At 74.2% G+C, this 24,537-nt stretch carries 21 protein-coding genes; 15 read left to right on the top strand and 6 right to left on the bottom strand.

What is annotated here, in order from left to right; all coding sequences use genetic code 11:
* The first annotated feature begins 106 nt into the window (after positions 1–106).
* From AB0R04_RS20580 to AB0R04_RS20570, 3 genes are all read left to right on the top strand, one after another.
* Positions 107–1,486, top strand: a complete 1,380-nt coding sequence (locus AB0R04_RS20580) for a serine hydrolase domain-containing protein (RefSeq protein ID WP_363373069.1) — start codon at positions 107–109, stop codon at positions 1,484–1,486.
* Positions 1,487–1,837: 351 nt separating this feature from the next.
* Positions 1,838–2,674 (top strand): GNAT family N-acyltransferase, encoded by an 837-nt coding sequence (locus tag AB0R04_RS20575; protein WP_363373066.1) that lies wholly within the window; start codon positions 1,838–1,840, stop codon positions 2,672–2,674.
* Positions 2,671–3,483: a lysophospholipid acyltransferase family protein gene (locus AB0R04_RS20570; protein WP_363373065.1), complete on the top strand. Its 813-nt coding sequence runs from the start codon at positions 2,671–2,673 to the stop codon at positions 3,481–3,483. Before AB0R04_RS20575 ends, AB0R04_RS20570 begins: the two co-directional genes overlap by 4 nt.
* A 41-nt stretch (positions 3,484–3,524) precedes the next feature.
* On the opposite strand, the gene AB0R04_RS20565 is transcribed toward AB0R04_RS20570, so the two are convergent.
* On the bottom strand, positions 3,525–5,150 hold the full coding sequence (locus tag AB0R04_RS20565; RefSeq protein WP_363373063.1) for an MFS transporter: 1,626 nt from the start codon (positions 5,148–5,150) through the stop codon (positions 3,525–3,527).
* A gap of 181 nt (positions 5,151–5,331) precedes the next feature.
* Here AB0R04_RS20565 and AB0R04_RS20560 point away from each other — a divergent pair, with 181 nt between their 5' ends.
* The 3 genes from AB0R04_RS20560 to AB0R04_RS20550 all read left to right on the top strand — a co-directional run bounded on the left by AB0R04_RS20560 (position 5,332) and on the right by AB0R04_RS20550 (position 8,243).
* Positions 5,332–6,009 carry a TetR/AcrR family transcriptional regulator C-terminal domain-containing protein gene (locus AB0R04_RS20560; RefSeq protein WP_363373062.1) on the top strand — a complete coding sequence of 226 codons (678 nt, stop codon included), beginning with the start codon at positions 5,332–5,334 and terminating at the stop codon, positions 6,007–6,009.
* A 129-nt stretch (positions 6,010–6,138) separates the two neighbouring features.
* Positions 6,139–7,092, top strand: a complete 954-nt coding sequence (gene pip / locus AB0R04_RS20555; protein ID WP_363373061.1) for a prolyl aminopeptidase — start codon at positions 6,139–6,141, stop codon at positions 7,090–7,092.
* 152 nt (positions 7,093–7,244) lie between these two features.
* Positions 7,245–8,243: a YdcF family protein gene (locus AB0R04_RS20550; protein WP_363373058.1), complete on the top strand. Its 999-nt coding sequence runs from the start codon at positions 7,245–7,247 to the stop codon at positions 8,241–8,243.
* Between the two features lie 126 nt (positions 8,244–8,369).
* Here the strand turns inward: AB0R04_RS20550 and AB0R04_RS20545 are convergent, their stop codons facing one another.
* Positions 8,370–8,954 (bottom strand): PaaI family thioesterase, encoded by a 585-nt coding sequence (locus AB0R04_RS20545; protein ID WP_363373055.1) that lies wholly within the window; start codon positions 8,952–8,954, stop codon positions 8,370–8,372.
* Positions 8,955–9,155: 201 nt separating this feature from the next.
* Between AB0R04_RS20545 and AB0R04_RS20540 the strand changes: the two genes are divergently transcribed.
* Positions 9,156–10,598 carry a PHB depolymerase family esterase gene (locus AB0R04_RS20540; RefSeq protein WP_363373052.1) on the top strand — a complete coding sequence of 481 codons (1,443 nt, stop codon included), beginning with the start codon at positions 9,156–9,158 and terminating at the stop codon, positions 10,596–10,598.
* A 23-nt stretch (positions 10,599–10,621) separates the two neighbouring features.
* Here AB0R04_RS20540 and mca read toward each other — a convergent pair whose 3' ends face one another.
* The gene (gene mca / locus AB0R04_RS20535) at positions 10,622–11,563 is read right to left on the bottom strand and encodes a mycothiol conjugate amidase Mca (RefSeq protein ID WP_363373050.1); all 942 of its coding nucleotides are present in this window, start codon (positions 11,561–11,563) and stop codon (positions 10,622–10,624) included.
* A 126-nt stretch (positions 11,564–11,689) separates the two neighbouring features.
* Between mca and AB0R04_RS20530 the strand changes: the two genes are divergently transcribed.
* The 4 genes from AB0R04_RS20530 (at position 11,690) to murQ (ending at position 15,135) form a co-directional block, all read left to right on the top strand.
* On the top strand, positions 11,690–12,436 hold the full coding sequence (locus AB0R04_RS20530; RefSeq protein ID WP_363373047.1) for a helix-turn-helix domain-containing protein: 747 nt from the start codon (positions 11,690–11,692) through the stop codon (positions 12,434–12,436).
* Positions 12,437–12,532: 96 nt separating this feature from the next.
* Positions 12,533–13,213 carry a DUF6445 family protein gene (locus tag AB0R04_RS20525; protein WP_363373044.1) on the top strand — a complete coding sequence of 227 codons (681 nt, stop codon included), beginning with the start codon at positions 12,533–12,535 and terminating at the stop codon, positions 13,211–13,213.
* Positions 13,214–13,383: 170 nt separating this feature from the next.
* A complete protein-coding gene (locus AB0R04_RS20520) occupies positions 13,384–14,001 on the top strand; it encodes an HAD family phosphatase (protein WP_363373041.1) in 618 nt (205 codons plus the stop codon).
* A gap of 207 nt (positions 14,002–14,208) precedes the next feature.
* On the top strand, positions 14,209–15,135 hold the full coding sequence (gene murQ, locus AB0R04_RS20515; protein WP_363373038.1) for an N-acetylmuramic acid 6-phosphate etherase: 927 nt from the start codon (positions 14,209–14,211) through the stop codon (positions 15,133–15,135).
* A gap of 64 nt (positions 15,136–15,199) precedes the next feature.
* On the opposite strand, the gene AB0R04_RS20510 is transcribed toward murQ, so the two are convergent.
* Entirely contained in the window at positions 15,200–17,392 is a 2,193-nt protein-coding gene (locus tag AB0R04_RS20510) for an MMPL family transporter (protein WP_363373035.1), read from the bottom strand.
* 411 nt (positions 17,393–17,803) lie between these two features.
* Here AB0R04_RS20510 and AB0R04_RS20505 point away from each other — a divergent pair, with 411 nt between their 5' ends.
* A complete protein-coding gene (locus AB0R04_RS20505; RefSeq protein WP_363373033.1) occupies positions 17,804–19,108 on the top strand; it encodes a sensor histidine kinase in 1,305 nt (434 codons plus the stop codon).
* A gap of 44 nt (positions 19,109–19,152) precedes the next feature.
* Positions 19,153–19,836, top strand: coding sequence for a response regulator transcription factor (locus tag AB0R04_RS20500; protein WP_363373199.1), 684 nt, complete (start codon positions 19,153–19,155; stop codon positions 19,834–19,836).
* A gap of 282 nt (positions 19,837–20,118) precedes the next feature.
* Here AB0R04_RS20500 and AB0R04_RS20495 read toward each other — a convergent pair whose 3' ends face one another.
* Positions 20,119–20,766: a TetR/AcrR family transcriptional regulator C-terminal domain-containing protein gene (locus AB0R04_RS20495; protein WP_363373030.1), complete on the bottom strand. Its 648-nt coding sequence runs from the start codon at positions 20,764–20,766 to the stop codon at positions 20,119–20,121.
* 123 nt (positions 20,767–20,889) lie between these two features.
* Here AB0R04_RS20495 and AB0R04_RS20490 point away from each other — a divergent pair, with 123 nt between their 5' ends.
* Positions 20,890–22,218: an MFS transporter gene (locus AB0R04_RS20490; RefSeq protein WP_363373028.1), complete on the top strand. Its 1,329-nt coding sequence runs from the start codon at positions 20,890–20,892 to the stop codon at positions 22,216–22,218.
* Positions 22,219–22,256: 38 nt separating this feature from the next.
* Here the strand turns inward: AB0R04_RS20490 and AB0R04_RS20485 are convergent, their stop codons facing one another.
* Entirely contained in the window at positions 22,257–22,808 is a 552-nt protein-coding gene (locus AB0R04_RS20485) for a YcxB family protein (RefSeq protein WP_363373026.1), read from the bottom strand.
* Positions 22,809–23,028: 220 nt separating this feature from the next.
* Between AB0R04_RS20485 and AB0R04_RS20480 the strand changes: the two genes are divergently transcribed.
* Entirely contained in the window at positions 23,029–24,468 is a 1,440-nt protein-coding gene (locus tag AB0R04_RS20480; protein WP_363373024.1) for a hypothetical protein, read from the top strand.
* Positions 24,469–24,537 lie beyond the last annotated feature (69 nt).

The raw sequence follows: 24,537 nt of genomic DNA, 5'->3' as shown, positions 1-24,537 counted from the left end.
GGCCCCCGCCTGCGGACCTCGCCGACGGTCTCGCCGGCGGACCTCGTGGCAGACCACACCGACGGGCCTCCCCCGCCGGACCGCGCCGAAGGATTCAGAGGATCAGATGACCGATCAGTCCGACGAACTGCTGCCGACCACCCGCCGCGCCCTGCTGCACCGGATCGCCGTCGCCCAGGCCGAAGGGCGCACGCCCTCCCTGGCCGCCGGAGTGGTCCGGGACGGCCGGCTGGTCTGGAGCGGCGCCCGCAGCATGATCGACGGACACGCGCCGACCCCCGACGTCCAGTACCGGATCGGCTCGCTCACCAAGACCTTCGTCGCCGTGCTGGTGCTGCGGCTGCGCGACGAGGGCCTGCTCGACCTCGCCGACCCACTCGCCCGCCACCTGCCCGGCACCCCGGCCGACGGCGCGACCATCGCGCAACTGCTCGCCCACACCGCCGGACTCGCCGCCGAGACGCCCGGGCCCTGGTGGGAGCGGACCGACGGCTCCCTGCGGCCCGGACTGGACGATCTGCTGGAGCCCGGCGCCGCGATCAAGCACCCGGCCGGGCGCCTCCACCACTACTCCAACCCCGGCTACGCGCTGCTCGGCGCGCTGGTCGAGCGGCTGCGCGGCGAGCCCTGGGGCGAGGTGCTGCAGCGCGAGGTGCTGGCGCCGCTCGGCATGGACCGCACCACCCTGCTGCCCGAGCACCCGCACGCCGGGGGCTTCGCCGTCCACCCGTGGGCCGACGTCATGCTGCTGGAGCCGCTCACCGACACCGGCCTGATGGGCCCGGCCGGCCAACTCTGGTCCACCGTCGCCGACCTGGCCCGCTGGGCGGCCTTCCTCGCCGCCGGGGACGACAAGGTGCTCGCCGCCGACTCGCTCGCCGAGATGCGCCGGCCCGCCACCGGCCCCGACAACACGACCTGGACCACCGGATACGGCCTCGGCCTGCAACTGCGCCGCCACGAAGGCCGGGTGCTGTACGGCCACACCGGCTCGATGCCCGGCTTCACCGGCGCACTGTGGGTCAGCGACGAGGACGGCCTGGCCGCGATCGCCCTGTCCAACGCCACCACCGGCGCCGGCACCACCCAGGTGGCCACCCAGTTGATCACGCTCACCGCCGAGCACGAGCCCCGGCTGCCCGAGCCCTGGCGCCCGCTGCCCGAGGTCGACGAGGAGCTGCTGGCCCTCACCGGCCCCTGGTACTGGGGCACTTCGGCGCAGGCCCTGCGGCTGCGGGCCGACCGCGGCCTCGAACTGACCTCGCTCACCGGCGGAGCCCGCAGCTCCCGCTTCCGCGCCGAGCCGGACGGCACCTGGACGGGACTGGACGACTACTACACGGGCGAGACCCTGCGGGTGGTCCGGGCGGCCGACGGCACGGTCAGCCACCTGGACCTCGGCTCCTTCATCCTCACCCGCGAACCCTACGGCCCCCCACCCGTCATCCCGGGCGACGTCGACCCGAAGGGCTGGCAGGCCTTCTAGGTCCCACCAGGGGCGCGCCCTGCTCGGGGCACGCCGGTCGCACGCAACATCGCACCCGTCCACCGGAGTTCCGGGGGAATCCCGAGGGAGAGAGGCCGGCCCGGGCGCACAGGCGCCCGGGCTGTCCACCCCCGGCGGGCGAGCGCCCGGTGCCCGGCAGGTGACCGGGAGGCGACGGGTGGTCCCATTCAGCAGTTGCACATCTGCGCTCCGCCGCGCCGCAACATGGATGCCAACCGGCTCGGAGAGATATACGGGGACCGGTTCGCGTGCAGGCCCAACGCCTGCGGGCCGGGCCGGTGCCCTGGCGATCCAGGGCGCCGCCGATCGTGCTGCCCTGGAGGGTCCGCCATGACCACCGTCCCCACGTACACTCCGACCGCAGTAGCCCCCACCCAGGACGCCCCCGCCGTCCCCACCCCCCGCCGGCCGCAGGCCCCGGCCGCCTACACCGTCTCCCTCGCCCGCGACGCCGACGACGTGCGCGCCGCCCAGCGGCTGCGCCACCAGGTGTTCGCCGCCGAGCTCGGCGCCGTCCTGCACAGCCCGGTCGCCGGCCTGGACGTCGACCCCTTCGACGAGTACTGCGACCACCTCCTGGTCCGCGAGGGCGAGCACGGCGCCGTCGTCGGCACCTACCGGCTGCTGCGCCCCGAGGCCGCCCGGCGGGCCGGACGGCTCTACTCCGACGGCGAGTTCGAGCTCTCCGCCCTGGCGCCGGTCCGCCCGGGCCTGGTGGAACTCGGCCGCTCCTGCATCCACCCCGACCACCGGGGCAACGGCGCCGTCATCAACCTGATGTGGGGCGGCATCGCCCGCTACCTCTCCGACACCGGCAACACCTGGGTCGGCGGCTGCTGCTCGATCCCCCTGGACGACGGCGGCGCCACCGCGGCCCGGGTCTGGGACACCGTCAGCGCCAAGTACCTGGCCCCCGAGCAGTACCGGGTCACCCCGCGCCGCCGCTGGGACGCCACCGGCGTGCCGCGCGCCGAGCGCGGCGCACTGCCCGCCCTGCTCCGCGGCTACCTGCGGCTCGGCGCCTGGGTCTGCGGCGAGCCCGCGTACGACCCGGACTTCGACTGCGTCGACCTGTACGTGCTGCTGTCCCTGGAGCGCACCGACCCGCGCTACCTGCGGCACTTCCTGTCCGGACTGCCCGCCCGGCCCCTCGGCGCCTCATCATGAGCGTCTGGCTGCCGACGGCCCCCTGCCGGCCCGAGACCTGCCTGGCCGACCCGGCGCCCGCCGTCTCGCACCCCCGGCGGGCGCTGCGGCTGGCGGCCTGCCTGGCGGCGGTGCTGGCGGGCGTGCTGCTCAGCCTGCCCCTGCGCCTCCTCCCGTACGGGACCCGGGAGCGGCTGATCCGGCTCTGGGCGCGCGTCCTGTTGCACACCCTCGGGGTCACCGTCCACCTCGGGACGCCGGGCGGCACGCTCGGCGGCGGGACGCTCGTGGTGGCCAACCACGTGTCCTGGCTGGACATCCCGCTGATCGCGGCGGGCCGCCCGGGCCGCTCACTGGCCAAGACCGAGGTCCGCCGGTGGCCGGTGCTCGGGCCGCTGATCGCCTGGGGCGGCACCGTGTTCCTGGACCGCGACCGGCTGCGCGCGCTGCCCGACACCGTGGCGGCGGTGGCCGAGGTGCTGCGCGCCGGCCAGCCGGTGATCGTCTTCCCGGAGGGGTCCACCTGGTGCGGGCGGGAGAGCGGCCGCTTCCGGCCCGCACTGTTCCAGGCGGCGGTGGAGGCGGGCGCCTTCGTCCAGCCGGTGACGATCCGCTACCGGCTGGCGGACGGACGGCCGACCAGCGTGCCCGCCTTCATCGGCGACGACGGACTGCTCACCTCGCTCGCCCGGGTGGTCGCGGTGCGCGGGCTGGTCGCCGAAGTGACGTTCCTGCCGCCGATTCCGCCGCCCGCGCCGCAGGCCACCCGGGCGGGGGCGCGCCGGGAGCTGGCCCGCACGGCGCAGGCGGCGGTCGAGGGCATCCGCTGACGTGGCGTCGGCACGCGGATCGGTCAGGTCGGTCAGGTCGGTCAGACCGGCCGGGCCTCGGCCAGCGGCTCCGGGCTGGGGCTCGGGTCGGGGCCGGGGTCGGAGCCCGGGTTCGACGCGGAGTCGGGGGCCGATCCCGGGAGGCCGGTGCCGCCCGGGGCGAGCGGGCGGGCCCGGCCCAGCAGGACGGCGACCAGGACGGCGGTGACGGCGAGCGCGGCCGCACCGCAGCGCGCCGCGAGGTGGAGGCCCTCGATGAAGGCGCCGTCCACCGCGTCCTGGACCGGGCCGGGCAGCACGGCGGCCGCGCCGCCACTGCCGCGCCCCGCCCCGGCGGGCGCGTCCGCGATCGGGCCGACGGCGTCCGGCGGCACGCCGAGCCGGTGCAGGGCGGCGGTCAGGCTGCCGGTCATCCGGTTGGTCAGCACGGCGCCGAGCACCGCGATCCCGAGGACGCCGCCCAGCTCGCGCAGGGTGTTGATGCTCGCCGAGGCCATCCCGGTCTGCGCCGGGGCGACCCGTTGGAGCACCGCGATCGACACCGGGGTGAAGGTCATCCCCATCCCGAGGCCCATCGCGAACAGGGTCCACAGGTACTCGACGTAGTGGGCGTGCTCGCCGTAGAGGGACAGCCCGCCGAGGCCTGCCGCACACAGCGCGAGACCGAGCACCAGCGGCAGTCGGGGCCCGTACCGCGAGGTCAGCCCGCCGGAGAGGGGGGCTGCGACGACGATCATCGCGGTCATCGGCAGCCCGGCGTAGCCCGCGTCGGACGGGGACCAGCCGAGCGGGCCCTGCATCAGCAGCGGCAGGAAGAAGAGCGCGCCGAAGATCCCGAAGCTGACCATGAAGCCGCTGAGCAGCGCGCCGCCGAGGGCGCCGTCGCGGAACAGCCGCAGCTCCAGCATCGGTTCGGCGAGCCGCAGTTCGAGCACCAGGAAGGCGGCCAGCAGCACGAGCGCCGCGGCCCCGCAGAGGAGCACCCGGGTGTCCGTCCAGCCTCGGGTCGGCCCCTCGATCAGCGCGTAGACCAGCAGGCCGAGGCCCGCGGCGGAGAGGACGAGGCCGCCGAGGTCGATCCGCCGGGCACGCGGGGGGATGTCCGGGAGCACGCGGGCGGCGAGCACCAGTGCGGCCACGCCGATCGGCACGTTGATCCAGAACACGCTGGCCCACCCGAGGTGCTCGACCATCGGCCCGCCGACCACCGGGCCGATCGACAGGCCCAACGCGGAGACCCCGGACCAGAGGCCGATCGCCTTGGCGCGCTCGCGCTCGTCGGTGAAAACGTGGCGCAGCAGGGCGAGGCTGCCCGGGGTGAGCAGCGCGGCCCCGACGCCTTGCAGCATCCGGGCGCCGACCAGCAGGCCGATCGTTCCGGCGAGCGCGGCGAGCGCGGAGCCGACCGTGAACAGCGCGAGGCCGAACCGGAACACCCGGGTGCGGCCGTGCCGGTCACCGAGCGCGCCGCCGGTCAGCACGAACCCGGCGTAGACAAGGCTGTATCCCTCGACGACCCATTGCAGGCCGCTGATCCCGGCGTCCAGGTCCTGGCCGATGCGGGGCAGGGCGTTGTTGACGATGACGTTGTCCAGCATGGACATGAACATGGTGACGCAGAGCGTCAGTAGCGCGAGCCGTTTGCGCCGGGCGCTCGACTCCTGCATGGGAACCCTCCCGATTCCTAGCCCCTAACAGCGTTAGGGAGTGGTGCGGCACGCACAGAGTGCCCCTAACGGTGTTAGATTGCAAGCGGGATCTCGCGCACGGGCGCTCGCCACGGACAGTCGCCGCGAGACTCGCGACCGGAGAAGACCGGATGAGACCGCTGGAGGCGTCCGCACAGCCATGCCGGAGAACGACGACACGACACCGCCGCTGACCAGGGACGCACTGACCCAGGCCGCGCTGCGGGTACTGGAACGGGACGGCCTCGACGGGCTGTCGATGCGCAAGGTCGCCGCCGAGGTCGGCGTCAAGGCGGCCTCGCTGTACTGGCACGTCCGCAACAAGCAGGAACTGCTCGACCTGCTCACCGACGCGGTGATGGCCTCGGCCGAACCCCCGCCGCGCGAGGGCGGGTGGCGCGAGCAGTTCCACGCCTACTGCTGGCGCTACCGCCGGCTGCTGCTCGACAAGCGCGACGCCGCCAAGATCGTCTCAGGCCGCCTCTCCCCCGGGCCCCACCTGCTCGGCCTGATGGAGGACCAGCTCGACCGGCTCCGCGCGGCCGGCTTCTCCGACGCCGACGCCGCCATGGCCACCTACCTGCTGGGCGCCTTCGTCCAGGGGTTCGTCCTCCAGGAACAGTCCCCGATCTCGGCCGCCGAAGTCCTCGGCACCAGCCGTCGGGACATCGCCGACGCCGCCGGCGACCGCTTCCGTGCCCTGCCCGCCGACACCTTCCCCAACCTCGTCGCCCTGGCCGACGACCTCACCGAACCCGACATGGACACCCGCTTCGAGTTCTGCGTGCAACGCGTCCTCGACGGGCTCGCGACCCTGCTGCCCGCCGAACAGCGCTGACCCCAGCACGGCGGGCCCGGCCGGCCGGGCCCCGCCCCGGGCCCGCCGAAAATCCGCGGCCCGGCCTGCGAGCGCCCGCTAGGGTCTGTCCGGGCACCCCGGCCGCACATCCCACGGAGGAGTTCCGCGATGCCCGAGCTGCACCCCCACTACGAGCCCTACGCACAAGGCCTGCTGGACGTCGGAGACGGGCAGCGGATGCACTGGAACGCCTCCGGCAACCCGGCGGGCAAACCCGCCGCGATCGTGCACGGCGGGCCCGGGTCCGGCCACCGGCCGGGCGCCCGGCGGTACTTCGACCCCGAGCGGTACCACGTGGTCCAGTTCGACCAGCGCGGCTGCGGACAGAGCCTGCCGCACGCCGCCGACCCGGCGACCGGGCTGGAGCACAACACCACCGAGCGGCTGATCGCGGACATGGAGCGGCTGCGCGACCACCTCGGCATCGAGAAGTGGCTGCTGCACGGCGGTTCCTGGGGCTCGACGCTGATCCTCGCCTACGCCCAGGCCCACCCCGAGCGGGTCTCCGAGATCGTGCTCTGCGGCGTCACCACGACCCGCCCCGAGGAGACCGACTGGCTCTACCGGGGCGTCGCCCGCTTCCTGCCCGGCCCGTGGGAGGAGTTCCGGAACTTCCTGCCGGCCGCCGACCGCGACGGTGACCTGGTGGCCGCCTACAGCCGGCTGCTCAACAGCCAGGACGAGACCGTCCGGCGGGCCGCCGCGAACGCCTGGGCCACCTGGGAGGACGCCGTCATCGCGCACGAGGCGCTGGGCAAGCCGAACGCCTACAGCGACCGCCCCACCGACGCGCTGATGGCGTTCACCCGGATCACCGCGCACTACTTCGCGCACCACGCGTTCCTGGCCGACGGCCAACTGCTGCACGACGCCGGACGGCTGGCCGGCATCCCGGGCGAACTGATCCACGGCCGACTGGACCTCGGCTCGCCGCTCGACACCGCGTGGCGGCTGACCCGGGCCTGGCCGGAGGCCCGACTGACCGTCATCGACGAGTCCGGGCACACCGGGAGTCCGGCGATGACGGAGGCGGTCCTCGCGGCGATCGAGCGGTTCGCCTGACCTGCCCGCTCGTCCGGTCCCCTTGTCCGGTCCGTTTGCCCAGTCCCCTTGTCCAGCCCCCTTGTCCAGCCCGTCTGTCCAGTCCGCCCGGCCGGTTCGTCCACGGGCGGACGGGCGGTTCACGCGAACGGCCTCCGCCTACGATACGAAGCATGATCGCCTATGTCCCAGCCGCCCTGTTCTTCCTGTTGTTCGGAATCGGGGTACTACGCGACCGCCGCCAGTTCAGCAATGCCGTCCTGCTCGGCATCGCCGTCTCCCTGCTCGCCCTCGCCCTGCTCACCGAGCTGCGCAAGGCGCCCACACTGGTGATGGAACTGGCGGCGGTGGCGATCATCCTGCTGCCGGCCCTCGGCACGGCGGCCCTGGTCTGGTTCCTGATCGCCAACGGCCTGACCATGATCCGCAAGGAGGGCAGACGGCCCGCCAACCTGCTGTCCCTCCTCGCCGGGCTGGGCATCCTCGCCGTCATCGCACTGCTGCTCGCTGCTCTGGCCACCCGCTCGCCCCGGCTGGGCATACTGGCGGGCACCGCCGTCCTGGTGGTCGGCTACATCTCCTTCCTGTTCGTCTGCTTCGTCGGCTACGCATTCCTCTACGGCCGCCACCGGCCGCGCCGGAACGTGGACTTCGTGGTCGTCCTCGGCTCCGGCCTGATCGGCGGCGAGCGCGTCCCGCCGCTGCTGGCCAGCCGACTCGACCGGGGCCGGGAGGTGTACGACAAGCAGGCCGCGCGCGGCAACCCGCCGGTGCTGATCACCTCCGGCGGCCAGGGCCCGGACGAGAAGCTGCCGGAGTCCCACGCGATGGCCGACTACCTGACCGGGCGCGGCTTCCCGGCCGAACACATCGAGCGCGAGGACCGCTCCCGCACCACCGAGGAGAACCTGCTCTTCAGCAAGGCCATCATGGAGCAGGCCAAGCCCGACTACCGTTGTGTCGTGGTCACCAACAACTTCCACGCCTTCCGGGCGGCGCTCACCGCCCGCAGGACCGGCGTCAACGGGCAGGTGTTCGGCTCGCCGACCGCCGCGTACTACTGGCCGAGCGCGACGATCCGCGAGTTCGCCGCCGTGTTCCTCTCGCACAAGCTGATCAACTTCGGGATCTGCGGCCTCCTCGCGCTCTGTGGGCTGCTCGCGGCCCTCTGAACCGCAGCCGACCCCGGGCCCCGGGCCCCGGCCGCCGAAGCGACCGGGGCCCGGCCGTACCTTCAGCCGAACCTCTGCCCAGGCCTCCGGTCATGCCACCGGTCGGACCACCTGTCAGGCCGCCGCTCAGGCCGCCGGGTGGGGCGCCAGGATCGCGCAGGTGGTGGTGGCGTGCGCGTAGAGCTTGCCGTTCTCCACCCCGACCACCCTCGCCTCGGCCGTCGCCATCGTCCGGCCCAGATGCAGCACCAGGCCCTCGCAGCGCAGCAGCCCCGAGTCGGCGAACAGCGGGCGCAGCATGTGGACGTTCAACTGCGTGGTGGTGTAGCCGATCCCGGCGGGCAGCCGGCTCAGCACGGCGCAACCGAGCGCCGAGTCGAGCAGGGTGGCGAGGTAGCCACCGTGCACGGTGTTCATCGGGTTGTAGAGGTGATCGCCGAGTTCGCCCTCGAACACCGCCGTGCCCGGCTTCACCTCGGTCAGATGGAATCCGAGGGTGCTGCAGATCGCCGGCTCCTGAATCCGGCCCGCGAGGATCTCGTGCAGGATCTCCTCTCCGCTCAGGCGTGGGAAGGCGGAGATCGGCGGGCCGGCCGTCCAGGCGTGGGTCCTGGTCCGGGGCACCTGGCCCTCCAGGGGCTGCCGGCCTTCAAGGAGTTCCTGGCCCTCCGGGGACGTCGCGCCGCCGGGGTCTGCCTCATTCGTCGTCATGGGATCAACCTGCCTTGTTCGCGCACGCCCCTCAAGTGCGTTCCGGGGTACGGCCGGCGCGCGGCCCCCGGGCATCGGACCATGGCGGTCCACGCCATGGCGGGGCGGTGGACCTCGGGTGGCCGTCACATGGCACCGGGGCGCGGGGCGCGCCACGCTGCACGGCATCCGCCCCCACTCCTCCCCCACCCAGGAGCCCCCATGCCTCTCCGTCCTGCCGCCGCCGCGTTGCTGACGGCCGCCGCACTCGCGATCGGCACCACCGCACCCGCCCTGGCTGCGGCCGACACCGTGAGCGGGACCTTCCAGCAGGTCACCGGATTCGGCGCCAATCCGGGAAACCTCGCGATGTACTCCTACACCCCCGCCGGACTGCCGAGTGGCGCGCCGCTGGTGGTCGCGCTGCACGGCTGCCTGCAGACCGCCAACGACTACTACCGCAACTCCGGTTGGACGACCTTCGCCGACCGGTACGGCTTCGCGGTCGTCTTCCCGCAGACCAGCAGTGCCAACAACAGCCTCTCCTGCTTCAGCTGGTTCGACGCGACCAAGGACGCCCGGGGCGCCGGCGAGGCTGAGTCGGTGATCGAGATGGTCACCAAGGCCAAGGCCCTGTACGGCTCGGACGGCCGGCGGGTGTTCGTCACCGGGCTGTCGGCCGGCGGCGGGATGGCCTCCGACCTGCTGGCCGACTACCCGGACGTGTTCGCCGGCGGGGCGATCGACTCCGGCCTCCCGGCCCAGTGCGCGACCACCCAGGGCGCCGCCTCCGGCTGCCAGAACTCCGACCAGGGGCTCACCCCGGCCCAGTGGGGCGACAAGGTCCGGGCCGCGTACCCGGGCTACGCCGGGCCCTGGCCCCGGGTGGCGATCTGGCAGGGCAGCGCGGACACCGTGGTCAGGCCGGTGAACGCGACGGAGCTGCGCGACCAGTGGACCAACGTCCAGGGTGTCGGCCAGAGCCCGACCAGCACCCGGAGCCTGCCGGGCGGCACCACCGAGGAGGTCTACGCCGACGCGGGCGGGCGGCCCGCCGTAGCGCTGTTCAGCATCGCCGGGATGGGCCACGGGCTGGCCGTCAACCCCGGCTCCGCAGCCGACCAGTGCGGGGCCACCGGCAGCTACTTCCTCAACACGATCTGCTCCAGCTACTACACCGCGCAGTTCTGGGGCCTGGACGGCGGCACGGGGCCCACCAACCCCGGTCTGCCCGCCCCGACCGGGCTGACCGCGACCCCGGCGGGCCAGAGCTCGATCGCCCTCGCCTGGCAGGCCGTCAGCGGGGCCGCCTCCTACCAGGTCTACCGGGACGGCACGATGGCGGGCAGTGCCACCGGCCCGTCCTTCACCGACACCGGGCTCGCCCCCGGCACGTCGTACGGCTACACCGTGGCGGCGGTCGACCCGTCGGGCGCGGTGGGCACCCGATCGGCGGCGGTGACGGCGACCACCGGCGGCGGCGCCGCGCAGTGCTTCACCGACAGCAACTACAACCAGGTCCGGGCCGGGCGGGCCACCCAGAGCGGCGGCCTGACCTACGCGCTCGGCTCGGGCCAGAGCATGGGCCTCTGGAACACCTTCGTGACACACACCCTGAAGCAGACCGGCCCGGGCTACTTCGTGCTCGCCGACGGCCAGTGCTGAGCGGGCGAAACCCGACCTCCGGCTCATCCGTCCCCCTCTCCCGGGCGCAGCCCCGCCCCTCCTGAGCGCAGCCCGGCGAACAGGTCGGTCTCGGGCCCCTCGCCCTCGACCGGCACCAGGCTCCGGGCGAGGTGGTAGTCCTCCGTCGGCCAGACCTCGCGCTCGATGTCCCGTGGGTGGGCCATGAACGCGACCCCGGGCTCGATCTGGGTGGCGTGCGCCAGCAGTGCCGCGTCCCGTACGGCGAACTGCTCGGCACACGCGATCCGGGTGGTGGTGGCGAGGGCGGGCGGGGTGTCCGGCCAGTCCGCGAGCAGTGCGCCCATGCCCGAGGGGACGCCCCGCTCCGTCATCGCGTCGTGCAGGGTCTGGAACCAGGCTCTGGAGAGCGCCAGGTGGTAGTAGAGCTTCGCCGCCTGCCAGGGTTCCCCCGTCTCGGCGTGGCGGCCCGGGTCGGCGGCGGCCTCGAAGGCCTCGACCGTGACCTGGTGGGTCATCACGTGATCGGGGTGCGGATACCCCCCGGTCTCGTCGTAGGTGACCACCACGTGCGGACGGAACTCCCGGATCAGGGCGACCAGCGGCGCCGCGGCCGCCGCCACGGGCTGGGCGGCGAAGCAGCCCTCCGGCAGCGGTTCGCCCGGGCCCGGCATGCCGGAGTCCACGAAGCCGAGGAACTGCTGGCGCACCCCGAGGATGCCCCGGGCGGCCGCCATCTCCTCGCTCCGGATCCGGGCGAGGTCCGCCCGGACCTCGGGGCGGTCCATGGCCGGGTTGAGCACCGAGCCGCGCTCACCGCCGGTACAGGTGGCGACCAGGACGTCCACCCCCTCGGCGGCGTATCGCGCGAGGGTGGCGGCGCCCTTGCTGGACTCGTCGTCGGGGTGGGCGTGGACGCTGAGCAGGCGGAGCCGCCCGGCGTGCTGGGTGAACACGGCGCCTCCGTGCGTGGCCGATGTGGTCATGCGCCCTCCCCGGGTCGTCCGTCCGGCGGCCGCTCCGACCGCCCGGAAGAAACTTAGGACGGACCCAGTCATTAGGTCAAGACTAATTTATGGGTCCGACCCAGTGAACTGCGCTACGCTGCCCCCATGACGGAACCCACAACGGAAACCGCGACGGAAACCCTGACGGGAACCGGGGCCACCCCGACCCTGCGCGAGCTCAACAAGCGCCGCACCCGCGAGGCGATCTCGCACGCCGCGACCAGGCTCTTCATCGAGCAGGGCTTCGACCGCACCACCATCGCCGAGGTCGCGACGGCCGCCGGAGTCGCCAAGATGACCGTCACCAACCACTTCCCGCGCAAGGAGGACCTCCTCCTCGACTTGCACGAGGAGATCGTCGGCCGGCTCGCCCGGGCGGTCGCCGAGCGTGCGCCCGGCGAGTCCGCCCTCGCCGCGCTGCGCCGCGACTGCCTGGCCGGCCTCGACCGGCACGACCCACGGCTCGGCTTCTCCGGCCCGGCGTTCGCCCGCACCGTCGCCGACAGCCCCGCCCTGGTCGCCCGGATCCGCGAGCTGCACGAACAGAGCGAGACCGCCCTGGCCGAGGCCCTGGCCGGGGCCACCCGCCCCACGACAACCGGCACTCCGCCCGGCGCATCGCCCGACGCGCCGGGCGGCACACCGGCCGGCCCGCCGGTCGACTTCGAGAGCCGGGTGGCCGCCGGGCTGCTCGCCGCCGTCGACCGCACGGTGTTCACCGAAGTGTTCCGCCGGCTGCTGGCCGGCGACGAGGCCGCCGCCATCACGGCGGCGGTACGCCCCTCGGCCGTCCGGGCCTTCGACCGACTGGAGGGCGCCCTGGGCACCTTCGCCGTCCGACCAGGCTCCTGACCTGCGGCGCGAGACGCCCACCCATGGAGAGCCCTTGACGAAAGGTTGACCTGCTCACGGCAGAAGGTTGACGACCGCCGCCCCTATCGTCGGCCCATGCCCTCACAGCCCATCAAGCCCACCACCCTGCCGGTCCTGCCCTACCGCAAGCCCACCCGAGGCCGGGACTACTGGGTCCTGGACAACGTCCTCCCCGACCCGGACGCCGTCCGCGAGCGCTGTCTGGCCCGCGGCGACTGGACCGAGGGCTACCCGTACCGCCCCGAGACCTGGCCCGGCCTGCGCACCATGCCCGGCCTGGAGCCCGACGAGCTGGCCCGGGTGGAGGCCCTGGTCCGCAAGGCCACCGGCGCTTCCCGGCTCTGGGTGCAGAGCACCCCGGGCGGCGGCACGCTCAACCACAACTGCGTCCAGGTCGTCGGCGCCGGGGAGTCGGAGTCCCGCCCGCACACCGACTCCCGCGCGCTCTGCCGCTACGCCGCCGTGCTCTACCTCAGCCCAGGCGCGCCGAAGGACGCCGGCACCAGCTTCTACCGCCAGCAGTTCCCCGGCGGACGCCTCGGTGGGAACCTCGTCAACGCACCGCACAACAATCTGGTCGAGGCGCTCGGCACCCGCCACGTGCCCGCCGACCACTTCACCGAGGACGTCCGCGTCCCCAACCGCTACAACCAGCTGCTCCTCTACCACGCCAACCTCATGCACAGCGCGACCTCCTACTACGGCGCCGAGCTGCCGGAGCGTCGGATGACGGCCGTCTTCTTCTGGATGGCCTGACGGACCGACAGCACGCCCGACCACCGGACGCGGCAACCGAACGCGGCCGCCGAACGCGGTCTCCGGAGCTGCCGAGGACTCACCGCCCCCTTGACCCGGCCCCGCCCGCACCCCCGAGAGTGGCAGGGGCAGGCCGCGCCACGGCGGCCGCAGCAGAGAGGGGACCACCCGTGAACGCACCCTGTCTCATCCTCGACATCGGCGGCGTCCTGGAATACACGCCGAGGACGGGCTGGCCGGAGCGCTGGGAGCGCCTGTTGGAGCTGCCGCCGCACGCGATCGACGAGCGGCTGCGGGACGTCTGGCAGGCCGGCGCGATCGGTGGCATCACCGAGCCGGAGGTGCGTGAGCAGGTGGCCGCCCGGTTGCACCTCGGTCCGGCCCAGGTCGAGGCCTTCATGGCCGACCTCTGGGAGGAGTACCTGGGCACGCCGAACGAGGAGTTCATCGCCCACGTGCGCGGACTGCGCGGGCGGGCCCGGCTCGGCATCCTCAGCAACAGTTTCGTCGGCGCCCGCGAACGCGAGGTCCCGCTCTACCGGTTCGACGAGCTGGTGGAGCACATCGTCTACTCGCACGAGATCGGGACCGGCAAGCCCGACCCGCGCGCCTACGAGATCACCTGCGCCGAGTTGGGCGTCAGCCCGGTCGACTGCCTCTTCATCGACGACCACGCGCCCAACGTCGAAGCCGCCCGGGCGGTGGGCATGCAGGCCCATCTGTTCGAGGACAACGCCCCCGCCATCGCCCGCATCGCCCGTCACCTCGGCGACGGCGACGTCCGTTGACGGGCTGAACGGGCTGAACGGGCTGAGCACTCACTCCATACGTGGGGGGCAGGACGGACACCCCTGACGCCCCTGACGCCCCTGACGCCCCGGTCGCACCGGCCCAACGCCCGCCACCCCGCCACCCCGCCACCACGACCGAGGCCCCGGAGACCACGCGCGGCCCCGCACCGATTGGCGACCGCCGCGCCCGGGGACGCTGGCCGCATGCACCAGGACGCCGTACCGCCGACCGAGACGATCCGCCCCGACTGGGCCGGGATCGACCAACTGCCGACCACCGACCTGCTCCGCCTGATGAACGCCGAGGACCGCACCGTCCCCGCCGCGGTGGCCGGGGAGTTGGTCCGGATCGCCGCCGCGGTGGACGCCACGGCGGCACGGATGGCGGCCGGTGGGCGGCTGGTCTACGCCGGGGCGGGGTCCGCCGGGCGGCTCGGAGTGCTGGACGCCGCCGAGTGCCCGCCGACCTTCGGCACCGATCCGGGCCTGGTGGTGGGCCTGATCGCGGGGGGCGGGACCGCCGTGACCGAGGCCGTCGAGGGCGCCGAGGACCGCCCGGAGCTGGCGGCGGCCGACCTGGCCGCGCTCCGGCTCACCCCGGCCGACACTGTGGTGGGCGTCTCCGCCTCCGGCCGCACGCCGTACGCGGTGGCGGCCGTCCGGACGGCACGGGCGGCCGGGGCACTGACGGTCGGACTGGCCTGCAACCGGGGCTCGGCGCTGGTGGCGGCGGCCGAGCTGGGGATCGAGGTGGAGGTCGGCCCGGAGGTGCTGGCAGGGTCAACCAGGCTGAAGGCGGGCACGGCGCAGAAGCTGGTGCTCAACATGCTGTCGACGGCCGTCATGGTCCGGCTCGGTCGGACGTACGGCAATCTGATGGTCGACGTCCGGGCCACCAACGCCAAGCTCCGCGCACGGGCCCACCAGATCGTCACGGAGGCCACCGGCGCCGACGAGGCGGCGGTCCGCCGCGCGCTCGCCGCCACCGGGGGCCGGGCCAAGGACGCGATCCTGATCCTGCTCGCGGACGTGGACGCGCCGACCGCCGCCCGGCAGCTCGCCGCCTCCGGCGGGCGGCTGCGCGAGGCACTGCGCGCCCAACGCCGCGCGCTGATCCGACGCGAATTATGAAACACGCCCTGGTACTCCAGCAGGACTTCGATGTTTTCCTGCTGGAGTACTAACGGCTCGCCGGTCAGGGCACCGGGACGCGGTACGGCTCCGGGGCCGGCTCGGCCCGGTGGTGGTGGCGGGCCGGGCGGAGCGGCCACCAGAGGGCGCGGCCGAGCAGGGCGGCGACGGCGGGCACCAGGACCAGGGACAGGACGACGGCGGAGAGCAGGATGCCGAGCGTCAGCGCGAAGGCGACCTGTTCGCTGCCCGGGGTGGCGGCGAGGGTCGCGAAGGAACCGGCCAGGACCAGGCCGGCCGTGGCGATGGCGGGCGTGGTGTGCCGTACGGCGCGGGCGACGGCGGCACGGGGCGGGCCGGGGCGCTGCATCTCCTCGCGGATCCGGTCGGTGATGAGGATGTTGTAGTCGGTGCCCAGCGCCACGACGAACAGGAACAGCACCAGCGGGAGGGTGAAGCTGACGCCCGGTTCGCCCAGCCCGTGCTGGAACAGCAGGGTCGCGGCGCCGAGGGTGGCGGCGAAGCCGAGCCCGACCGAGAGCATCAGGACCAGCGGGGCGAGCAGGCTGCGCAGGAGCAGCAGCAGGATCAGGGCGATCAGGGCGGCCGCGACCGGGAAGACGATCGCCAGGTCGTGGTCGACGGCGGTGGAGATGTCGGCGAAGATCGCCGCCGTGCCGCCGACGTGGGCGCTGGTCCCGGCGGGTGTGTGGGCGGCGACCGCGGCGCGGACCGGGCCGGAGGCCAGGTCGCGGGCGCGCCGGCTCTGCGGGTCTGCGGTCAGGTAGAGGTCGATCCGGGCGGCGCGCCGGTCCCCGTTGAGGACGGTGCCGCCCGTCTTGCCGACGCCCTCGACCTGGGTGAGGGCGTGGGAGAGGCCGTCGAGCCGGCCGGGGGTGAGGGTGGTGCCGTCCGTGGTGACGACGTAGACGCTCGTCGGGTCGGAGACGCCGGCCGGCAGGGTGCGGGAGATCTCGGCGGCGGTGGCGGCGGCCGGGGTCCGGTCGCCGGCGCCGCCGAGGCCGTAGTCCATCCGGATCCCGGTCATCCCGGCGGCCAGCGCGCCGAGCAGGGCGAGGGCGGCGAGCAGCATCGGCAGCGACCGCCGGGCGACGAGCGCGCCGAAGCGGGCGGCGAAGCCCTCGTCCGGCTGGCGGCGCAGGCTGCGGGAGGGCCAGAACATGCCGCGGCCGCAGGCGGCGAGCAGGGCGGGCATCATGGTGAGGCTGCCCAGCAGCATGACCAGGACGGCGACGGCGATGGCCGGGCCGAGCGAGCGGAACTGCCCGAAGCTGGCCACGCCGAGGGTGGCGAAGGCGGCGACGATGGTCAGCGCGGCCGAGGTGATCGCGGTGCCCACCCGGGCGGTCACCTGGGCGGCGGCTTCGCGGGCGGGCTGCTCGGGCCGGGCCCGCAGGTGCTCGCGGAAGCGGAAGAGCAGGAAGAGCAGGTAGTCGACGCCGATGCCGAGCAGGACCACGGAGACCAGCCCGGGGGTGCCGGCGTCGAGTTTGAGGCCGGTCAGCGTCGCGGCGACGGCCACGGCTCCGCCGGCCGCGCTGCCGATCATGGCGACGGCGAGCAGCGGCAGCAGGGCCGCCGCCACGCTGCGGAACACCAGCACGTTGAGCAGGACGATCAGCCCCATGACGAGCGCGCTGCCGACCGTCGCGGCGGTGCGGTGGGAGTCGGCGGTGTCCACGGCGTCGGCCAGTCCCCCGGTGAACCCGGTGCGCATCCCGGCGTCGGCGAACTGGGCCCGGGTGGCGTCCCGGAACGCCCGGTAGACGCCCTGGACGCCCTCGGCCGCGGCGTTGCCGGTCAGTTCGACGGAGAGCAGTTCGAAGCCACGGTCGGGCGCCACCATGGCCGGGGCGACCCGGGGGGTCTGGGACCGGTCGGGGACGAGGAAGGCCGGCTCGTCGTCCTTCCTGGGCATGACGACCCGGCGCTGGGCGAGCTTCGCCGCCTCGGCCTCGACCCGCTGCTGGTCGGCGGCGGTGAGCGCCTGGCCGTCGGTCCTGGCGACCAGCACCGTGACCGTGGTGGCGTCGGGCTTCATCCCGAAGTTCTCCTCGGCGATCCGCAGCGCGGCGGCCGAGTCGTAGCTCTTGGGCAGGAAGTCCCCGGTCTGGGACTGGGTGACGCGGGCGAGCAGCATCGGGCTCAGCAGGGCCAGGGAGAGTCCCAGCACCACCCAGAGGGTGATCACCTTCCACGGGTTCCTGGTGGAGTATCCGGTCAGTGCGCGGATCACGATTTCCTCCGGCGGTGGACGCGAGCGTCCGCAAGGTCGGTCTCGGCTCCGGGGGTTCCCGGCCGGGTTCCAGACCATCACCCGGGGTGGGCCGCGGACGTCCCTGCGACGGACGATCCGCACCGGGGCCCCTGCTCCTCGGCCGGGCCCGGACCCGGGACCGTGGTCCTGGTCCGGGCTCCCGTGATCGGCCGTGGGGACCATGCCGGGGCGGGGTGGGCCGATGCCAGAATGGGGTCATCGGGCCTGTTCAGAGCCTGTTCAGGGCCTGAAACAGGGTCTGATCGGGGCCTGATCGGGCTCATCGGGGCTCGTCAGGGCTCGTCAGGGCTCATCGGGGCTCGTGGCTCGGGGCCCGTCAGGGCTCATCGGTGAGGCGCGGCGCGGGCCGGGCACGGAGGGGGAACGGACATGGGCGGTCATCAGCGCCCCGCGATGGACGCGGCACTCGGGGCGGACCCGGCGCACCCGGCACACCCGGCGAGCGGGAGTCCGGGGCCCGGCGGGGTGGCGGACGCGCCGCCGGAGACCGACGGCGCGCCGTGGACCCACGCCGACGCGCTGGTGGCCGCCGTCGCCTGCACGCTCGACCTGCTCAACTACCTGCTCTTCAGCGAGATGGACGGGGTACGCCGGGTGACCCCGCCGGGCCTGCTCCTCGTCGCGCTGTCGGCCCTGCCGCTGCTCGTCCGGCGCCGCCACCCGATGCCGGCGCTCGCCGTGGTCCTGGCCGTCGAGGCCGCGATCGACCTGTCCACACCGGCGAGCACCCACTTCGGCGCCGTCCTGATGGTCGGCCTGTACTCGGTCGCCCGGGCCCGCCCCGCCCCGGTGACGGCGGCCGCCGCGGCGGCGACGACGGTGCTGACCACGCTGAGCCAGAGCCACCTGCGCGTCCCCTCCTGGCAGGCGCTCGCCGGCACCTCCTGCTCCACCCTGCTCGTGGCCGGCGCCGGCCTCGCCGTGGCGCGCTGGCAGCGGGAGGTCGCGGCCAACCGCAAACTGCTGGCCGAACGCGCGGTGGCCGACGAACGCCGCCGCATCGCACGGGAGTTGCACGACATCGTGGCGCACCACATCACCAGCATGCAGCTGATGGCCGGCGGCGCCCGGGCCAACCTCGCCCACCCGGAGGTGGTCCGGGACGCCCTCGTCACCCTGGAGTCCTCCGGGCGACTGGCCCTGCGGGAGATGCGCCAGCTCCTGGACGTCCTGCGGGCCGGCGACGAACCGGACACCGCCCCGCCCTCGCCCCAGCCCGGGGCCGAGGACCTCGGCCGGCTGGTGGACGAGTCCCGGGTGGCCGGCCTGCCGACCGACTTCGGCGTCCACGGGCCCCGCCGCCCGCTGCCGCCCACCGTCGGCCTGACCGTGTTCCGGATCGTCCAGGAGGGCCTCACCAACGCCCGCAAGCACGCCGGGCCCGCCCGCGCGACCGTCACCCTGACGTACGGTCCGGACCGGGTCACCGTCGAGGTGCGCGACGACGGGGGCACGGCGGGCACGGGCGGCGCCGCACCGCAGGAGGCGGTGCCGGCCGGCGGCCGGAGCGGGTACGGCCTGATCGGCATGCGCGAGCGCGTCGCCCTGCACGGCGGCACCCTGCGGACCGGACCACGTCCGGAGGGCGGCTTCGCCGTCCTGGCCGACCTGCCACTGGCCCCGGAGGAGACGGCCGACGCGGCCGTCCAGCACGGAACGGCGACGGCCCGGTGAGCGGGGACTGCGACGGCCCGGTGAGCGCGTACGACGGCGGCCCGGTGGGCGCGGTGGCACCGGACATCCGGGTCCTCATCGCGGACGACCAGCCGCTGGTGCGGCGCGGCCTGTCCCTGATCCTCTCCCCCGACCCGTCCTTCGAGGTGGTGGGCGAGGCCGAGAACGGGGAGCAGGCCGTCACCGCCGCCCGCCTGCTGCGCCCCGACGTCGTGGTGATGGACATCCGGATGCCCGTGCTCGACGGGGTCGGCGCGACCCGGGAGCTGGCCCGCACCCTCCCCTCCTGCCGAGTCCTCGCCCTCAGCACCTTCGACATGGACGAGTACGTGGTGGCCGCGCTGCGCGCCGGCGCCCACGGGTTCCTGCCCAAGGACGTCTCGCCGGAGGAACTGGGCGCGGCGATCCGCACCGTCCACGCCGGCGAGGCGGTGGTCGCCCCGCGCCTGCTCACCCGGCTGATCTCCACCTACGTCCGGGCCCCGGTCGGTGCCCCGCCGCCGGTCACCGACACGGGCGGGCTGACGCCCCGGGAGGTCGAGGTGTGGCGGCTGATGGCCACCGGCCTCGACAACGCCGAGATCGCCCGGGCCCTGGACATCAGCCTGTCGACGGTGAAGAACTACATCACCAGCATCTTCGGCAAGCTCGACGTCCGGGACCGCGCCCAGGCGGTCATCGCGGCCTACGAGTCCGGCCTGGTCACCGCGCGCACGGGAGGCGGGTAGCGGGGGCTTTCCGTCTGCGGGCCCTTGTCGACCGCGAGCTCTACCTGCCCAGGTCCTGGGCCGAGGACCGGGACCGCTGCCGCGCGGCGAAGATCCCCGGCGCCTGGCAGCGGATCCCGTGCGGTGCCGGCGCAAAGGGACCGCGTATCCACGACTGGGCGGCCATCCGGCTGCCCGCCGTGGCGGAGTTCGACTACCGGGGCGAGGTCCAGGTCCGCCAGCGGTGGGCACCGGCCCGCCGCAGCCTGAGCAGGCCCAGGGTGGTCATGGCGGTCATAGCGGTCACGCGAGCCCATCCGTCCCGAGTGCCTCGCGCGCGATCTCGGCCCGGAAGCCCTCGATCAGGACGCGCAGCCCGTACTCGAAGTCGGCGTCGTGGTCGGTCATGCGCAGCACGTCGGCCGCCTCGCGCAGCAGCGGGAGGTCGCGCAGGGCTTCGTCCGGGAAGGGCGGCCGGGCGCGGTCGGCGGCGTCCTGTCGCCAGGCCTGCTCCTCGGTGACCCAGCCCATGATGTAGCGGTCGATGGTGAGCAGCAGTCGCAGCGCGGTGCGGGGCCGCAGGCCGGCCTGCCGGAGGGCGTCCAACTGGGCTTCGATGGCGGGCAGTTCGTCTTCGGTGGGCAGCGTTCCGGCGTGCACCCGGGCGCCGTCGCGGTAGGCGAGCAGGGCGTGGCGCTTGGCGCGGGCGTCGGCGGCGAGCCAGTCCGGCCAGTGCTCCGGATCCGGGCTGCGGTCGGCCGGGAGGGCCTCGGCGAGCATCGCCTCGGCCATCAGGTCGAGCAGTTCCCGCTTGTTCTTGAAGTGCCAGTACAACGCGGGCGACTGGACGCCGAGTTCGCGGGCCAGCCGCCGGGTGGTCAGGCCGTCGATGCCTTCCTCGTCGAGTACGCGCAGCGCGGTGCGCACCACCTCGTCGCGTTGCAGTGCCACCGCCGGCCGCCTCTCCGTTATTCGCTTGCCCACTCCACCTTATCGCCGCTAAGTTCCCGAGCTGGAATTTATCGGCGATAAGGAGAGCCGTCGTGGTCGACGGCCCGAAGGGACCACCACCCCATGACCTCCGGAACGGACCGCCCCCGGTCCCGACTGTTGCCGAACACCGCGCCCTGGCGGTCCTCCCGCGACTTCCGCCTCACCTGGACGGCCGGCACCGTCACCCTGCTCGGCTCCGTCCTCACCATGACGGCGATCCCGCTCCAGATCGCCGACCTCACCGGTTCACCGCTGGCCGTGGGCGCGGTCGGCGCCGTCGAACTCCTGCCGACCATCGTGTTCGGCCTCTACGGCGGCGTCCTCGCCGACCGTGCCGACCGCCGAACCGTCACCCTGGTCACCGAACTCGCACTCGCCGCACTGAGCGCCCTGCTGCTCACCAACGCGCTGCTCGGCACCCCCGCGCTCTGGCCGCTGTACGCGGCCGCCGGACTGGCAGCGGCACTGCAGGGCCTCCAGCAGCCCTCGGCGGAGGCGATGATCCCCCGGCTGGTGCCACCCGACCAGCTGGTGGCGGCGGGCAACCTGCTCTCGCTGCGCTGGAGCATCGCCGGGCTGGCCGGCCCGGCCACCGCCGGAGTGCTGATCGCCACGGCGGGCGTCCCGGCCGCCTACCTGGTCGACCTCGGCACCTTCCTGGTCTCGATCGCCCTGCTCACCCGGGTCCGGCCCGTCCCCTCGCAGCGGGACGCCGAGGCACCGCGGCTGCGGGAGTTCGTCGACGGCGCCCGGTACGCGGCCCGCCGCCCCGACCTGCTGGGCACCTACCTGGCGGATCTCGCGGCCACCGTCTGCGCCCTGCCGACCGCGCTGTTCCCCTTCCTCGCCCAGGAGTTGGACGCGGTGTGGGCGCTCGGCCTGCTCTACTCCGCCGCTGCGGCGGGCGGCCTGCTCGCGGCCGCCACCGGCGGCTGGACCGAGCGGGTGCACCGGCACGGCCGACTGGTGCTGCTCTGCGCCACCCTCGTCGGCGCGGCGACGGCCGCGGCCTCGTTCGCCCCCGGCCTGTGGGCCGTCCTGCTCTGCCTGCTCGTCGCGGGCGGCGCCAACCAGATCGGCGACACCTTCCGCAGCGCGATCTGGAACCAGTCCATTCCGGACGAACTTCGGGGCCGTGCCGCCGGCCTGGAGATGCTGATCGGCTCCGCCGGCCCCGCCCTCGGGGACCTGCGGGCCGGCGGCCTCGCCGCCCGGCAGGGCATCCGCGTCGCGCTGCGCACCGGCGGCCTGCTCTGCCTGGCCGGCACCGCCACCCTGTCGGCCGCGCTGCCCGCGCTCTGGCGCTACGACCAGCGCGACCAGCTAAACCACCTCGACCAGCCCGCCCAGCCCGACCAGCCCGACCGACACCATCAGCCCGACCGACCCGACCAACAACCCACGCCATGACCGCCCACCCCGACAGCGGCGAACCGGGGCGCCGCCCCTCAACCCCGGGCGGGCACCGTGGCGTGCCGGGCGATCAACGCGCCGAGCCGACCCGGGTCGCCGGTGCCGCGCTTCGGCAGCAGGGTCAGCACGTGCGTCTGCTCGTCCCCGCCCAGCAGGACGAAGAGTTCGGGCGTCTCCAGGTAGTACGGAAGCTCCCGCCAGGCGAGTTCGGTGCTGGACACCGCGTTGGTGACGGTCACCCCGGCCTCGCCGAGGACGATCCGGAACTCGCCCTTGTCCGCCGCCATCCGCCGCACCTGACGCAGTTGCAGCCAGGGCAGTCCGACCACCAGCAGCAGCGCGACCGCGAGCATCACCAGGGCCGGCGGGCCCACCGTCCGGTCGGCGACCGAGGTCAGCACCGCACCGGACGCGGCGCAGGAGGCGATCAGGTACCTCGACCGCCGGGCCCGTCGACCCGCCGCCGTGCCCCGGGCCCGGGCCGCGAAGGCCGCCCGGAAGTCCGCGGTCGTCGGCGTGTAGCGGACCTCGACCGACTCCTCCACCTGCTTGCCGCCCTCCGCCCGCGCCCCCTCCGCACCCTCCACCCGCAACCCCTCCGTACCCTCCACCCGACGCCTCTGCCGCCGGATGCTAGCAAAGGCCGTGTGCACCCGATCCATCACCCTCTCCCTCCCCTCGCGGTGACGCGATTCCGCCGCTCCCGGGCGGGCATCGTTGACCTCCCACCGCACCCGGCGGTTGGCTCACCACGAGCCGGCCGCCGGGGAGTTCGGCGCGGCCAGCCGTACCCAGGGGAGGGATCAGATGACCCGCACACGTTCCGCACCACACCTGCTGCGCGCGGCCGGCGCGCTGGCGGCGGCCGCGCTGGCCGCCGTCACGGTGGCGACGCCCGCCCAGGCGGACGCGCCGCGCGGCCGCACCGAGCGGGTGTCCGTCGGGCTCGGCCAGGCGCAGCCCGACGGCGCCTCGTACGCCGCCGGTCTGAGCGCCGACGGCCGCTTCGCCGTCTTCACCTCGAAGGCCGCGAACCTGGTGCCCGGCGGCACCAACGGCAAGTCGGACGTCTTCGTCCGGGACCTGTGGACCGGCCGGACCGAACGGGCCAACACCGGCGCGAACGGCGCCCAGGCGGCCGACGACTCCTTCGACGCCACGATCAGCGGCGACGGCCGCTACGTGGCGTTCAGTTCCTACGCCACCAACCTCGCCCCCGGCGGGAACCTCGGCTTCGAGGACGTCTACGTCCACGACCGCTGGACGGGGACCACCGAGCTGGTGTCCACCGGCCACGACCCGGCCAAGCCGCAGGCCGGCCGGCAGTCCGGCCACCCGTCGATCAGCTGGGACGGCCGGTACGTCGCCTACCAGTCCAACCGCTCCGACCTGGCCCCCGGCACGGTCACCTGGACGGGCGGCAACATCTACGTCACCGACCGCCGGACGGGCGGAACCCGCCTGGTCAGCGTCGGCGCGGACGGCACCGAGGCGAACGCCTCCTCCGCCGAGCCGGTGATCAGCGGGGACGGCGGCTCGGTCGGCTTCATCTCCAAGGCCACCAACATCATCGGCCAGGACAAGCCCGGCGCCCTCGCCGCGAAGGCCGCCGCCGAACTCGACGCCGTCTCCGACGAGGAGTTCGTCCGCGACTCCTTCCGGCACGACGACCAGCCCGCGATCCTCAAGCCCCGCTTCTACCCCCTCTACGTCCGCGACCTCCGCACCGAGCAGAGCGTCCTGGCGAGCACCGACGGGGCGGGCGGCTACCGCGGGGCGGCCTCCCCGGCGCTCAGCCAGGACGGCCGGTACGCCGTCTACTCGGCGCTGCTCCAGGACGGCAACGGCCCCTGGGGGCACCACTTCGAGGTGTACGTCCGCGACTTGGAGGAGGGCACCGAGACCCTGGTCAGCGCCGGGCTCCCGGGGACGAAGACCTCCGGCGACTCCTACCACGCGCAGATCACCGCCGACGCCCGCTGGGTCTACTTCGACTCCGACGCGGCGAACCTGGTGCCCGGGGACACCAACAACGCCGGGGACGTCTTCCGGCGCGACCTGTGGACCGGCCGCACCGAGCGGGTCAGCGTGGCGACGGACGGCTCGCAGACCGCCGGCGCCTCGGAGCGGCCGTTCGTCGACGCCCTCGGCACCACGGTGCTGTTCACCTCCGAGGACGGCACCCTCGTCCCGGGCGACACCAACCAGGCCCCTGACGTCTTCCTCCGCCGACTGCCGCTGCTCTGACCCGGAGCCGGCCGAACCCGGCCCGTCCTGGTCCGTCCGGGCCGGGCCGGGCCAGGCCAGGCCAGGCCG

This window comes from Kitasatospora sp. NPDC056731, assembly GCF_040687675.1.
Taxonomy (GTDB): Bacteria; Actinomycetota; Actinomycetes; order Streptomycetales; family Streptomycetaceae; genus Kitasatospora.
The sequence above is the reverse complement of the archived record's forward strand: the minus strand, read 5'-3'. Positions and strand labels throughout refer to the sequence as shown.